The sequence below is a fragment of the Pedobacter sp. ISL-64 genome (assembly GCF_018613605.1).
Classification (GTDB): Bacteria; Bacteroidota; Bacteroidia; order Sphingobacteriales; family Sphingobacteriaceae; genus Pedobacter.
The window spans coordinates 96,265-111,020 of record NZ_JAGGPU010000008.1; the positions used below are offsets into that span (position 1 = coordinate 96,265).

The following is a 14,756-nucleotide window of genomic DNA, read 5'->3' on the forward strand; positions in this document are numbered from 1 at the left end:
TTTGTCTCAAATCTAGCTTCTCCTATCTCACACCTAATTTTTAATTTCCTAGTTCTGACATGAATTTAATCCGCATCAATTGAATTTCTTCGCGGGTGTAATCGGTTTCGCCTAACTCGTTAAGGGCTTCATCAATAGAATCGCTTTCAGCAGCTCTGAAATAGTCAAATACTTCATCCTGTCTATCATCATCAATTACTTCATCAATGAAATAGTTTAGGTTAAGTTTAGTACCAGAGTTTACAATCGATTCTACTTCTTTCAGAATTTCTTCATAGGTGATGCCTTTCGAATCGGCAATATCTTCCAAACCAATCTGCCTGTCGATATTTTGAATGATCGAAACCTTCATCTGCGATTTATTGGCCTGAGTTTTAATAATCAAATCGATTGGACGTTCGATATCGTTATCCTCGACATATTTTTTGATCAATTCGATAAAAGGTGTCCCGAATTTCATTGCTTTACCCGAACCTACACCAGAAATCTGGCGAAGTTCTTCCGTCGTAACCGGGTAATGTGTACACATTTCCTCTAAAGATGGATCCTGGAAAACTACGAATGGTGGAACACTTTTTTGCTTCGCAATTTTTTTACGTAGCTCTTTAAGCAATGATAAAAGATGGGTATCTAAAGCACCTGTACCTTGTTTTACATCATCGTCATCGTCATCAGCACCGTTCTCTATTGGTTCGTTTAGTATGAATTTAAGGCTATAGGGGTTGATAATAAAATCTCTTCCCTGTTTGGTTAACTTTAATAAACCGTAATTGTCAATATCCTTAAAAAGGTAATTATTTAGAACAGCCTGGCGGATAATCGATTTCCACATCAGCTCGCCTTCTTCTTTACCGATTCCAAATTCAGGAATCTTGCTGTGTTCGTAAGCAATTGTTTGAGCGGTTTCTAAACCTAAAAATACGTTTAACAAGTGTGCATCATCAAATTTTTCGCCTGATTTTTCGATAAATTTCAAAACGGTTGACAATTGACTTTCTGCATCAAATTGCTTTTTAGGCTTTTTGCAGTTATCACACATGCAGTTACAGCCCGTTTCGTTAAAGTTTTCACCGAAATAATGAAGGATCTGCTTACGTCGGCATACGCCAGATTCAGCATAATCGATCACTTCTTTTAATATCTGCGTGCCAATTTCACGTTCCGAAACTGGTTTATCTTTCATAAATTTAGCCAGCTTGTCTACGTCTTTTTGAGCGTAGAAAGCAATACATACCCCTTCGCCACCATCACGTCCGGCCCTGCCAGTTTCCTGGTAATAACCCTCCATACTTTTAGGCACGTCATGGTGAATCACAAAGCGAACATCGGGTTTGTCGATCCCCATACCAAAGGCAATGGTTGCAACAATAACCTCAGCATCTTCCATCAAAAATTTATCCTGCGTTTCAGCTCTAACCTTTGGGTCTAACCCCGCATGATAAGGCAAGGCACTAATTCCATTCAGATTTAATGCCTCTGCCACTTCTTCAACCTTTTTACGGCTAAGACAGTAAATAATCCCAGATTTGCCCGGATTAGATTTGATATACTTAATAATTTCTTTGGTGATGTCTCTTTTAGGTCGGATTTCGTAAAATAAGTTGGGCCTGTTGAATGACGACTTAAACAATGTTGCTTCCGTCATTCCAAGATTCTTCATAATATCCTGCTGTACTTTTGGCGTGGCAGTTGCGGTTAATGCAATAATTGGAATGTTATTTCCCAATCCTGCGATAACCTGTTTAATCTTACGGTATTCTGGCCTGAAATCGTGCCCCCATTCAGAGATACAATGCGCTTCATCAACGGCAACGAAAGAGATTTTAATCAGATTTAAAAATTCAATATTATCCTGCTTCGCCAGAGACTCTGGCGCAACATACAATAATTTAGTCTGACCGCTTAAAAGATCAGATTTAACTTGAGTAATTTCAGATTTATTTAGGGATGAATTAAGAAAGTGAGCAATACTGTCATTTCCACCAAAGGCCCTTAATTGGTCAACCTGGTTTTTCATCAAGGCAATTAGTGGAGAAATTACAATTGCTGTTCCCTCGCTCATTAAAGCGGGTAACTGATAGCAAATAGACTTCCCTCCGCCTGTTGGCATAATAACAAATGTGTTATTGCCTTCTAAAATATTTGTAATGATCGACTCCTGATCACCTTTGAAATTGTCAAACCCGAAGAAATTTTGTAGGTTATCAAATAACGACTTTTTCACGTCCATTTTGTGTAATAAAATATGCGATGCTATTTTTGTATCCAAAATAACATAATTTTACAAGAATTTCAAGTATTAACAGACAATTATTTTCTCTTTGAAAAGTAAAAAATCAATAATCCAATCGGCTGTAAGCACATTAGAGCTTGAGGCAGCAGCAATATTAAATGTTGCAAAGAATATTAACAGCGATTTTGAAAAAGTCGTATCAAGCATTTTACATGGCAAAGGACGGGTAATTGTTACTGGTATTGGAAAGAGTGCAATTATTGCGCAAAAAATGGTAGCTACTTTTAATTCAACAGGTACCCCTGCTATTTTTATGCATGCCGCAGATGCTATTCATGGCGATCTGGGGATGATCCAGGTAGATGATATTGTAATCTGCCTCTCTAAAAGTGGAAACACACCAGAAATAAAAGTGCTTACCCCCTTGTTGAAAACATCTGGCAATCTTCTCATCGGGATGGTTGGTGAATTGAATTCTTTTTTAGCCGAACAGGCCGATCTGATTCTGAACACTTCTTTCGAAAAAGAAGCCTGTCCGCATAATTTGGCCCCCACTACCAGTACAACGGCGCAATTGGCATTGGGCGATGCCTTAGCTATTTGTTTATTGGAGTGCAGAGATTTTAATGAATCCGACTTTGCGAAATATCATCCAGGCGGATCATTAGGTAAAAAACTCTATTTAAAAGCCCGGGATTTGGCTTTGTCTAATGAGAAACCTTCTATACACCCATCCGCATCGGTTAAAGATGTGTTAATAGAAATTAGTAAAAACCGTTTGGGTGCCGTTGTTGTTGTTGATAGCGATGATAAAGTTCTTGGCATCATTACCGATGGTGATATAAGGCGGATGTTAGAAAATAACAATTCTATTGCAAACTTAAAAGCCGAAGATATAATGGGCAGAACGCCAAAGAGCATACAATTTGATGCTTTGGCGGTTGATGCTTTAGATATTATTAAGCAAAATAACATTACACAGTTGCTAGTTCTAGAACAAAATACTTACTTTGGCATTATCCATTTACACGATCTCCTTAACGAAGGCATAGTGTAATTTTTAAAATAAAAAATGAATAAAGATTATTATGCATTAATTATGGCCGGTGGCGTCGGAAGTCGCTTTTGGCCAGTAAGCAGAACGGAATATCCAAAACAGTTTATCGATTTTTTCGGCGTTGGAAAAACCCTGATTCAAAGTACTTACGAAAGATTTCTAAACATCTGTCCTCCTGAAAATATATTTATCGTTACCAACGAAATTTATTCAGATTTAATTAAAGAGCAATTACCGCAATTAACAGATAACCAGATTTTGGCTGAGCCTTTAATGAGAAATACAGCCCCTTGTGTTGCTTATGGAAGTTTAAAAATTGCTGAGTTAAACCCTAATGCAACGATTGTTGTTGCTCCTTCTGATCATACCATCGCAGATATTGATGGCTTTATAGCATCTATAGAGCAATCTTTAGAGGCTGCCTCGAAAAATGATTGTTTAATCACTTTGGGTATTAAACCAAACCGCCCGGATACAGGTTACGGTTATATTCAGCATACAGATTACGTGCTCAACACCGATACTGATCTGCATAAGGTTAAAACCTTTACCGAAAAGCCAAATTTAGAATTGGCAAAATCATTCTTGCAAAGTGGCGATTTCTTGTGGAATGCAGGGATCTTTATCTGGTCGGCCAGGGCGATACTGAATGCTTTCGAGAAACACCTTCCAGACATGTACGAGATATTTAATATCGGCAGATCTGAGTTGAATAAAGCTGGCGAAAAAGAATTTATCAATAATGCTTATTTCCAATGCACCAACATTTCAATAGATTTTGGGATTATGGAAAAAGCAGAAAATGTTTACGTACTTCCATCTGATTTCGGCTGGTCTGATTTAGGAACCTGGGCCTCTATTTATGAGATGGCAGAGAAAGATTATGTGGGTAATGCCGTTATCCCGTCACAACAGGTACTGATGTTCGATTCATCAAACTGTATGGTAAATGTTCCAGAAGATAAATTGGTTATCTTACAGGGGCTGCACGATTACATTGTTGTGGAAAACAATAATATGCTAATGATCTGCCCAAGAAATGAAGAGCAAAAGGTTAAAGAATTCGTAGCTGAAGTTAAATCGAGATTTGGAAATAAATTCATTTAATAGATACATGAAATGTAAAATGGATGATGTAGCATAGTTTTCATCATCCATTTTATATTTCTTATCCTAGTTTATCGTGAAAGATCCTGAAACAACCCGATAGCTATCGGGTTCAGGAAGACGAAGCTCGACGGGATGAAGCTTTAATAGCTATTGATATTATTAACTCGCTTGCCTAAACTGTTCTTTGTCTAACCGCTTCGTATAAAATTACCCCGGCAGCAACAGAAACATTTAACGATTCGATTTTTCCGGCCATTGGTATTTTAGCTAAATGATCGGCTACCCTTAAAAGATCGTTAGAAATTCCTTCATCTTCCGATCCCATTACAATTGCCGTAGGCATGGTAAAATCTGGCGCATAAATAAAATCACTGGTTTTTTCGGTGCAGGCTACAACCTGCAAACCACTTTCTTGCAGAAATAAACAGGTTTTGTGCAGGTTAGCATGGCGACAAATCGGAATACTGAATAAGGCACCTGCCGAGGTTTTAATGGCATCAGCATTGATCTGCGCAGCATTTTTTAAAGGAACTACAATGGCATGCACCCCTACACAGGCGGCCGTACGTGCAATTGCACCCATGTTACGCACATCGGTAACACTATCTAAAACCAAAATTAATGGAACTTCGCCCTTTTCGAAAACAGCTGGAACAATGTCTTCAATATTCTGATAGGTAATTGGAGAAATAACTGCAATTACGCCCTGATGATTTTTCTGCGACATGCGGTTCAGCTTCTCAATCGGAACCGAATTTAAAGGAATCAAAGTATCTTTAAGAAGGGCTTTTAACTCCAGAAAAAGTTCCCCGCCCAAACCGCGTTGCTGATAAATGGTTTCAATGTCTCTTCCTGCTTTAACGGCTTCTATTACGGCCCTGATGCCGAATACAAACTCATTATTCTCTTTTGCTCGTTGCGGTCTTCTAAAATTATCCATGTTTTGAAATTGTTAGGCAAAAGTATTCAAATAAAATGTTTTAGCCCTAAACTATGTGCTCCTTATTAACATTTAATTGTTTAAAAATTTCTGCGGCATCATAAATCCAATAAAATTTAATCTGATTATGCTTCAATTTGTTAACAAACAGCTAGTAACTAATTCGAACAACCGCATCAAAATTTAATTACTTTTGTGGAATGAGTATCGATAATGAACAAGGCGGAAAGAACAGTATGACTGCTAGAAAAGGCAGGTTAAGTAATACCATAAGTTCGCAAGGGAAAATCCCCCCTCAGGCATTAGATCTTGAGGAAGCAGTTCTTGGGGCATTAATGCTCGAAAAAGATGCACTTTCTGCTGTAATTGATGTTTTAAAACCAGAGGTTTTTTATAACATTGCCCATCAGAAAATTTTTGAAGCGATTCATATTTTATTTCAAAAATCGCGCCCGGTTGATATTTTAACCGTAACGGCAGAACTGCGAACATTAGGTACTCTGGAAATAGTTGGAGGCGCTTACTACATTACCAATTTAACCAATAGGGTTGCTTCAGCAGCGAATATTGAGTTTCATGCACGTATTATTTCTCAGAAATATATTCAGCGCGAACTGATCAGAATCTCAACCGAAATTATTACAAACGCCTACGAAGATACAACTGATATTTTCGATCTCTTAGATCAGGCAGAAAAAGGACTTTTCGAAATTGCCCAGAATAACCTGCGTAGAGATACACAGAAAATGGACGATATCATTAAACAATCATTAGCCACACTTGAAGAACTTCGTACTAAAACAGATGGTTTAACTGGTGTGCCAACAGGTTTTACAGGATTGGATAGAATAACCGGTGGTTGGCAAAAGCAAGATTTAGTAATTATTGCTGCACGTCCGGCGATGGGTAAAACGGCCTTCGTACTAACCTGTGCCAGAAATGCGACCGTCGATTTTGCAAAACCGACGGTAGTGTTCTCATTGGAGATGTCCTCAGTTCAGCTCGTTAATCGTTTAATTTCTGGAGAAGCTGAAATTGAGCAGGAAAAAATCAGGAAAGGAAATTTACAGGAATGGGAATGGCAGCAGTTACACAGTAAAATTGGCCGTTTAACCGAAGCTCCCCTATTAATTGATGATACGCCTGCACTAAATATTTTTGAGTTCAGGGCAAAATGCAGAAGATTAAAATCACAATACGATATTCAATTGGTAATTGTCGATTACTTGCAGTTAATGCATGGTAAAGGCGAAGGAAAAGGTGGTGGTAACCGTGAGCAGGAAATTGGTAGTATTTCGAGAGCACTAAAATCTGTTGCGAAAGAACTTGATGTTCCGGTGCTCGCACTATCGCAGTTAAGTCGTGCGGTAGAGAGTAGACCAGGTTTACAAGGAAAGCGGCCGATGTTATCCGATTTACGTGAATCTGGTTCAATTGAGCAGGATGCAGATATGGTATTGTTCTTATACCGTCCTGAATATTACGGAATTACCGAAGACGAACAAGGGCGATCGCAGGCTGGTATTGGCGAGGTTATTATTGCAAAACACCGTAACGGTGAAACCGGAATTGTACCACTAAAATTTATTGGTAAGTTTGTGAAGTTCGTGGATCTGGAAGATGATTTTAACGCACCGCCAAATTCATTTGCTGCTGATCCTTCAGCTGGTATGTATCCATCACAGGATTTTGAAAAACAAAGCAACGTGATTATCCGTCCTTCAAAAATGGACGATTATAATGATGACGATCCACCGTTTTAGGAATTGGTAATGACTATCAGTTAATCTGAGTAAAAAATTATTCTATTTATAGTTGAAGATTTTAGCTTTTCTGAAGTGCTTTACGCCTTAATCTTTTTTACCTTCTACTCTGCTAGCATTGACAGACCCAATAGAAAAATCGTCATTGCGAGAAGGCTTTTTCAGCCGACGAAGCAATCTTTATGACAAGGGTCACTAGCGTGAAAGATTGCTTCGTCGTTCCTCGTCGCAATGACGATTCCTCACATCCTATCAAAAAAAACGCTGTCATTTATAATTTATACAATAAATTATCCTAAGTATAACAAACAAGTATTTCAGCTGCAATAAAGTGTAAAAATATAGGCACTGGTACGGAAAATCGAAGTAGCAGTGAACCAACCAATCTAAACCCGATAAAACGAATGCTCCCGATTTAAGCACTGTATATTTTATTTTTTATTGTGTGCTTGCTTTTTTCACAGGTTTCATCGGAGCAGCAGCGATAGCGGGACTGCATTAGCCCAAAGTTTACTGCCTTTGCTTTCCAAATTTTAACAATTTTTCTATAAACTTGATATTTATCTTATACTAAAATAAATACCCAATTAATATACCTGCCAATACAATAACAGGTGGACTAACTTTAGTAAAATTTAACAACAAAAATGTAGCGACCATAATCCCTAAAAATATCCAGTTAAAGCCCATTGGTATTAAGAGTAGCACAAAAGCGGCGATAATAAATCCAACGCTAACGGCATTGATTCCTGAAAGGCTATGACGGATCCGTGAGATCTTTTTCAGATCGTCCCAAAACGGTACAATAAATAAAACGAGGATTAGTCCGGGTAAGTTGATGCCGATAACCCCGATCAATCCTCCTAAAATTTGGCCCCATAATCCGTAGCCAAAATTCTTCATGCTTAATGCGCCTAAGTAGCTCGTAAAAGAAAATGTTGGACCAGGTAAGGCCTGCTGTAATGCAAAACCTGATAAAAATCCAGATGAAGGCAAATAATGTTTCATCTCTACAAACTCGGTAAACATTAAAGGAACAAGCACTTGTCCGCCCCCAAAAACCAATATTCCGTTACGATAAAAGTTTTCGAGCAAACGAATCGGTAAACTAAAGGGCGATGTTCTGTTTATAATTGCACCTACCAAGGCAAATAAAAGCAAAGCACCTAGAAAGTAGACCAGTTTTTTAGGATTGATATTTGAAAAAAGTTTAACCCTTAACTCTGCTTCCTCTTTTGGGGTTTCGATGGCTGAAGAGATCATTCCGCCTATCAATATCGACAATGGAAACACATAAGCATTTCTTAAAACTAATGTGGCAATAACCGAAGCAATGGCAAGGAATATAGAAACCTGAGAGGATAAAACCTTTTTACCAAGTTTCCATGCACCATAAGCTACAATACCCAATGCAATTGGCTGGATATATTCTAAAATATCGTTAAATTTTTGTTTTTGATCTAGTAAAGCATAACTGATTGCAGCAAAGGTCATTATGGTTGCTGTGGGTAAAATCCAGATCAAAAAGGTGATGATGGCCAACTTAAGCTTGCCAACCTTCCACGCTATCCCTACTAATGTTTGTGTCGACGCTGGTCCTGGTAATACCTGGGCTAATGCATTTAGTTCTAACAGCTCTTCTTCAGATATAAACTTGGTACTCTGTACAAAATATTTAAGCAGTAAGGCCAGGTGTGCCTGTGCCCCTCCAAAAGAAGTAAATGTAAAAAAGATCACATTTCTGATAAACAGCCATTGTTTTTTAGTGGCAATAGGTTTTGTCTGCATTTATTATAGTAGACTAAAAGCCCCTTTAGGGGTTTGGGGGTTAATCGTCTTCATAATCTAATCCGGCAGCTGTATTATATGCGCCCTGTAGTTCAGAAAAAGCGTGCATGTCTCTTTTGTTGCGTGCTACTTGCATTCCCTTCTGATAAATGGCTATAGCTTTCTCTTTTTGATCATCTTTTTCAAGCAATTTCCCCAAATGGTAATATGTGCCAACATAATCCGGGTGTTTATCGGTTAACTGAAGGTAAAAAGAATAAGCTTTTTCCTTATCATTTTGTGCGTTATACTCTGTGGCTAAGGCATATAGTATAAAAGGATCGTTAGGATCGCTTTCTAAAAATTCCAATAACTTACTTAAACGGGTTGATGACATTTTATTTCCTTGCTTTTTTAATTAAATTTGCAGAAAGACCTTATATAATAAACATATAACATATGAAATTATCATGAGCTAAAAATTTCGGCTTGCGATAGCTTCATAGCAATAAAAACCACTATTAACATATGAAAATATTAGTTTGTATCAGTAATGTGCCAGACACAACGACAAAAATAACTTTTACTAATGATAATACCGAATTCAATACGTCAGGAGTGCAATATATTGTTAATCCATACGATGAAATCGCTTTATCAAGGGCAATTGAGTTAACCGAAGGTGGTAAAGGAACGGTAACGGTTATTAATGTAGGCGAAGCAGGCAACGATCCAACCATTAGAAAAGCGCTTGCAATTGGTGCAGATGATGCGGTTAGGGTTAATGCGGCACCGAGAGATGCCTATTTTGTGGCAAAACAGATTGCAGAATATGCAAAAGATAAAGATTTCAATATTATTCTAACCGGTCGCGAGTCTATCGATTATAATGGTAATCAGGTTGCCGCTATGGTTGGCGAATTTTTAGACATTCCATCTATATCGATTATTAAAAAATTAGATGTTGATGGTGATACAGCAACAATTGAAAGAGAAATTGAGGGCGGTAAAGAAGTGCTAACCGTTTCAGGTAAATTTATTGCAAGTTGTGCTGAAGGCGTAGCAGAGCCAAAAATCCCGAATATGCGTGGTATCATGAGTGCCAGAACAAAACCATTGGTTGTAGTAGATGCAGTTGCTATTGAAGAAGTAACCAAGGTTACGAAATATGAAACCCCTGCTCCTCGCGGAACGGTTAAGTTAATTCCTGCCGATCAAACAGAATCGTTAATTGGCTTACTTCATAGTGAAGCTAAAGTAATCTAGTTTTAAGTCATAATAAATCAAATCGTTTACACCATCCTGTTAAGGATAAAGAAATAAATATATGTCAGTATTAGTATACGTAGAACAAGCTGAGGGGAAATTTAAGAAATCTGTATTTGAAGCCGTATCTTATGCCAAAGCCATTGCCGATCAACAATCGACTAATTTAACCGCAATTTCTATTGGCGATGTAGCCGACAGCGAATTAAAAGAATTAGGTAAATACGGTGCATCAAAAGTACTAAACGTAAGTGCCGATCAATTAAAAACCTTTGTAAATCAAGCCTATGCAAGTGTTATTGCTGCAGCTGCAGAAAAAGAAGGTGCCGATATTGTAGTTTTATCCAACTCTTTCTCTGGTAAAGGTTTAGCGCCACGTATTGCAGTAAAACTTAAAGCAGGTTTAGCTGATGGTGCCGTAGAATTACCGAATACTGACGGTAAATTTTCGGTTAAGAAAACGGCTTTCTCAGGTAAAGCATTTGCGATTACCGAATTAACATCGGCCAATAAAGTAATTGCTTTAAATCCAAATGCTTTTGGCGTTAAAGAAAATGCTACAGATGCGGCAATAGAGGCCTTTACTGCTGATGTTAAACAATCAGACTTAGGAACTGTTATTAAAGAGATTGTTAGGGCAACTGATAAAGTTTCATTACCTGATGCAGAATTGGTAGTTTCGGCTGGCAGAGGTTTAAAAGGACCAGAAAACTGGGGAATGATCGAAGAATTGGCTGGTTTGTTGGGTGCTGCTACAGCATGTTCTAAACCGGTATCGGATGCAGACTGGAGACCACATTCAGAGCACGTTGGTCAAACCGGTATTGCCATTAGCCCTAACCTTTATATTGCTATCGGTATTTCTGGCGCTATCCAGCATTTGGCTGGCGTTAGTTCATCAAAAGTGATTGTAGTAATCAACAAAGATCCGGAAGCTCCTTTCTTCAAAGTGGCCGATTATGGTATTGTTGGCGATGCTTTTGAGGTTGTACCAAAATTAATTGAAGCATTAAAAGCACATAAAGGATAATTTTTGTCATCCTGAGCCTGTCGAAGGATTAGATTAAATGTTTCGACAAGCTCAACATGACATCGACAAATATGAAAAAAGTTAAATTAGATATTGTAGGTTTATCTTACAGCCAGACTCAATCTGGTGCTTATGCCCTTGTTTTAGGAGAAGTAAATGGACGCCGCCGCTTACCGATAATTATTGGTGCATTTGAAGCACAGGCCATTGCTATAGAAATTGAGAAAATGACTCCTAGTAGGCCGTTAACACATGATTTATTCAAATCAATGGCTGATACTTTTCATATCAATATCCAGGAAATTATCATTTACAATCTGGTTGATGGTGTTTTTTACGCAAAGTTGATCTGCAGTGATGGTAAAAATACACATGAAGTTGATGCCAGAACATCTGATGCCATTGCTTTGGCCGTTCGCTTTAACGCCATGATTTATACTTACGAATTTATTTTGGCTTCTGCCGGAATCGTAATAGAAGGGAATGATTTCCTTTTTCTCGAAAATATGGATTCTATTGCAAAAGAGCCCGAAGCAGATAGCTTGCCTACCTCAACCCAGCAACAAGGTTTTGGTGATTTAACATTAGAAGAACTTCAGCAAAAATTACAGGAAGCGATTGCCGAAGAAGCCTATGAAAAGGCCGCAAGATTAAGAGATGAATTGAATAAACGCGGAACATCATAGTATTGTATCATAAAAAATGTTTCTACGTTCAAAAAAATGTCTAAATTTTTTCTCAAATTCCCTTTATAAAAAGCTAAATTCTAAAATGAGCCAAATTGTTTAAAATAATTTAGGTTCATTTTGAATTATCATTCAAAATAGTTCTATATTCAGCTTTTACTTTCAATAATCAAACTAAACTATTATTATGAACGTTAAGTTTCGCTTAACTATAATGAGTTTCATGCAATTCTTTGTATGGGCTGCCTGGTTAATTACGATTGCAAATTATTGGTTCGGAACCAAACAATGGGACGGTGCAGATTTTGGGGTAATTTTCTCTACAATGGGCATTGCATCGCTATTTATGCCAACCATAACAGGCATTCTTGCAGATAAATGGATCAATGCAGAAAAGTTATATGCTATTTTACATATCCTTTACGCAGCCACCATGTTCTATCTGCCTCAAGTAGAAGATCCACACACTTTCTTTTGGGTAATATTGGTGTCTATGTGTTTTTATATGCCAACCATTGCATTAAGTAACTCGATTAGCTACACAACGTTAAAAAACAGCAACTTCGATGTTGTAAAAAACTTTCCGCCCATCCGTGTTTGGGGAACAGTTGGTTTTATTGCCGCCATGTGGCTTACCAATTTAACCGGGAATAAAGCAAGTGCAAATCAATTTTACATTGCTGGTATAAGTGCTTTATTTTTAGGTATATACTCTTTCACTTTACCTGCCTGTAAACCTTTAAATTTAATTAGTGAGAAAAAAACATTCGCACAGAAACTAGGGTTAGAATCATTCAAGCTGTTTGCTGATTATAAAATGGCCTTGTTTTTCATCTTCTCTATGTTTTTAGGGGCTGCATTGCAATTAACCAATGCTTATGGTGATGTTTTTCTGGATGAATTTAAATTATTCCCTGTATTTGCCGAATCTTTTGTAATCCGCTATTCCACGATCATTTTATCCATCTCTCAAATATCAGAAACACTGTTTATTCTTGCTATTCCATTCTTTTTGAAAAGATTTGGGATTAAATGGGTAATTGCAATTGCCATGTTTGCCTGGGTATTACGTTTCGGGTTATTTGCCTTTGGCGATCCTTCTACCAATTTATGGATGATCATTACTTCTTGTATTGTGTACGGCATGGCATTCGATTTCTTTAATATTTCCGGATCCCTGTTCGTAGAAACATCAACCACACCAAAAACACGTTCATCTGCTCAAGGTTTATTTATGATGATGACTAACGGTTTTGGAGCTGTGTTTGGAAGTTTAGTGTCAGGTTGGATGATCAATAAATATTTTACTACCTATTATAGCAGTATTGATTCATTATCTAAATATGTAAAAAGCGAAGCAGACAATAAACATCTCCTTCAATTTTTGAAAAATAAAGGAATCAGTGTATTAGAAAATGGAAATTTAAGCAGGGCATTAGATGTGAAAGACTGGCACAACATCTGGTTATCTTTCACCATTTATGTTCTGGTTATTGCCATAGTTTTTGTAGTCATATTTAAACACAAACATACACGAGCAGAAGTAGAGGCCATTAACCATTTATAATTTCGATTTATCCCATGTCAGCTGGTAAGTATAGAAAAGAACACAATTGCCTAAACTGTGGCGCTCATGTAGAAAAACATTATTGTAGCGATTGCGGTCAACCAAATTTAGAGTTAAAAGAAAGTTTCTGGGCCTTTATTAGTCATAGTATAGCGCATTACTTTCATTTCGACAATAAATTCTTTCAAACCCTCTCTCCTCTTTTAACAAAGCCCGGGCAGGTTACGCTCGATTATTTAGCTGGTAAAAGAGCCAGGTATATTAATCCGGTGAGTATGTACATCTTCGTATCCATCGTATATTTTTTGGTTGTGTATTCACCAAAACATGTAAAAAAAGATACTCATGAATCGATTAAAGTTGAAAGACATAAGGATGAGAATGTTGCTGATAGCGTTAACAAAGCACTTATGCTTCCAGGAGTGCCTAAAGCTATTGCAAATAGAACTGCAAAATCGCTTAATAAAGTAATAAAAACAAAAGACTTTAAGAGACTTAGTTTTGCAGAACAAGAAGCAGAATTAAAAAGGCTTGAAGTAGAAAATGCCTCACTTAAATCAGATTCAATAAACGATATAATCGAAGATTTTAGCGATATCCATATTGAAAGAAATGATAGTACCTATGCTGCTTATCTGGTAAGGCAAAAGAAATTGCCACCCACCGAGCAAGACAATTGGTATGAGCGGATGATCAAAAAAAGAGCGATCAATATTGGTGAAAAATCTGAAGTAATTCAAGAAACACTAGAGCATAACCGACCAAAACAATACTTTTTGTTAATGCCTTTATTGGCGCTTTTTATTATGTGGAATTTCAGGAAAAATCATATTTATTATTTAAATCACCTGATTTTTGCCATCCACGGAATGACTGCTTATTTCATTGTGCAGATTTTTACTGACCCAATAATTAAGCATGTTTTTGATAAGAAAGGCATTATTACCACTGTTATTGAACTAGGTGTTATAGTTTGGATCTGTTGGTATATGTACAGTGCTTTAAAAGTATTTTATCAAAGAAAACCCTGGAGTATAGTTTTTAAAATGTTCTGGATTTTTGTGATGTATTGGATAGCATTCAGTGTATCTGAAGTGGTAATGGTTAATTTAATTTATTATGTGGCTACTTAGTTAGATCGTCATTTCGAGGAGTAATTTATTTCATACAAATCAATTAAATGACAGATCTTTTTGGCAAATGGTAGGCTGCAAGAGATCGTCATTCCCAACTCGATTGGGAATCTTAATGCAAGTGCTTTAAGGTTCCCGCCTGCGCGAGAATGACGACTATACTAATGGATTCTGTCAATGGTGGCGGAATGGAGAAATCTAACT

At 37.3% G+C, this 14,756-nt stretch carries 12 protein-coding genes; 8 read left to right on the forward strand and 4 right to left on the reverse strand.

The features are described from left to right. Positions 1-40: 40 nt before the first annotated feature. Positions 41-2,230 (reverse strand): DNA helicase RecQ, encoded by a 2,190-nt coding sequence (recQ, locus tag J7E57_RS12290; protein WP_215129191.1) that lies wholly within the window; start codon positions 2,228-2,230, stop codon positions 41-43. A 91-nt stretch (positions 2,231-2,321) separates the two neighbouring features. Here recQ and J7E57_RS12295 point away from each other — a divergent pair, with 91 nt between their 5' ends. Further along, positions 2,322-3,290: an SIS domain-containing protein gene (locus tag J7E57_RS12295; RefSeq protein ID WP_215128827.1), complete on the forward strand. Its 969-nt coding sequence runs from the start codon at positions 2,322-2,324 to the stop codon at positions 3,288-3,290. A 15-nt stretch (positions 3,291-3,305) separates the two neighbouring features. Further along, positions 3,306-4,397, forward strand: a complete 1,092-nt coding sequence (locus J7E57_RS12300) for a mannose-1-phosphate guanylyltransferase (RefSeq protein ID WP_215128829.1) — start codon at positions 3,306-3,308, stop codon at positions 4,395-4,397. A 175-nt stretch (positions 4,398-4,572) separates the two neighbouring features. Here the strand turns inward: J7E57_RS12300 and rlmB are convergent, their stop codons facing one another. Continuing rightward, positions 4,573-5,340 carry a 23S rRNA (guanosine(2251)-2'-O)-methyltransferase RlmB gene (rlmB, locus tag J7E57_RS12305; RefSeq protein ID WP_215128831.1) on the reverse strand — a complete coding sequence of 256 codons (768 nt, stop codon included), beginning with the start codon at positions 5,338-5,340 and terminating at the stop codon, positions 4,573-4,575. Between the two features lie 200 nt (positions 5,341-5,540). Here rlmB and dnaB point away from each other — a divergent pair, with 200 nt between their 5' ends. Then, entirely contained in the window at positions 5,541-7,103 is a 1,563-nt protein-coding gene (gene dnaB / locus J7E57_RS12310; RefSeq protein WP_215128833.1) for a replicative DNA helicase, read from the forward strand. Between the two features lie 570 nt (positions 7,104-7,673). Here the strand turns inward: dnaB and chrA are convergent. Both chrA and J7E57_RS12320 read right to left on the reverse strand, forming a co-directional pair. Then, the gene (chrA, locus tag J7E57_RS12315) at positions 7,674-8,891 is read right to left on the reverse strand and encodes a chromate efflux transporter (protein ID WP_215128835.1); all 1,218 of its coding nucleotides are present in this window, start codon (positions 8,889-8,891) and stop codon (positions 7,674-7,676) included. A 40-nt stretch (positions 8,892-8,931) separates the two neighbouring features. Beyond that, positions 8,932-9,267 carry a tetratricopeptide repeat protein gene (locus tag J7E57_RS12320; protein ID WP_108198752.1) on the reverse strand — a complete coding sequence of 112 codons (336 nt, stop codon included), beginning with the start codon at positions 9,265-9,267 and terminating at the stop codon, positions 8,932-8,934. 131 nt (positions 9,268-9,398) lie between these two features. Between J7E57_RS12320 and J7E57_RS12325 the strand changes: the two genes are divergently transcribed. From J7E57_RS12325 to J7E57_RS12345, 5 genes are all read left to right on the forward strand, one after another. After that, positions 9,399-10,136, forward strand: a complete 738-nt coding sequence (locus tag J7E57_RS12325; protein WP_215128837.1) for an electron transfer flavoprotein subunit beta/FixA family protein — start codon at positions 9,399-9,401, stop codon at positions 10,134-10,136. Between the two features lie 61 nt (positions 10,137-10,197). Then, positions 10,198-11,166, forward strand: a complete 969-nt coding sequence (locus tag J7E57_RS12330) for an electron transfer flavoprotein subunit alpha/FixB family protein (RefSeq protein WP_215128839.1) — start codon at positions 10,198-10,200, stop codon at positions 11,164-11,166. 71 nt (positions 11,167-11,237) lie between these two features. After that, on the forward strand, positions 11,238-11,852 hold the full coding sequence (locus J7E57_RS12335; RefSeq protein WP_029275168.1) for a bifunctional nuclease family protein: 615 nt from the start codon (positions 11,238-11,240) through the stop codon (positions 11,850-11,852). A gap of 187 nt (positions 11,853-12,039) precedes the next feature. Continuing rightward, a complete protein-coding gene (locus J7E57_RS12340; protein WP_215128841.1) occupies positions 12,040-13,419 on the forward strand; it encodes a nucleoside permease in 1,380 nt (459 codons plus the stop codon). A 14-nt stretch (positions 13,420-13,433) separates the two neighbouring features. Continuing rightward, positions 13,434-14,552: a DUF3667 domain-containing protein gene (locus J7E57_RS12345; RefSeq protein ID WP_215128843.1), complete on the forward strand. Its 1,119-nt coding sequence runs from the start codon at positions 13,434-13,436 to the stop codon at positions 14,550-14,552. Positions 14,553-14,756: the final 204 nt, after the last annotated feature.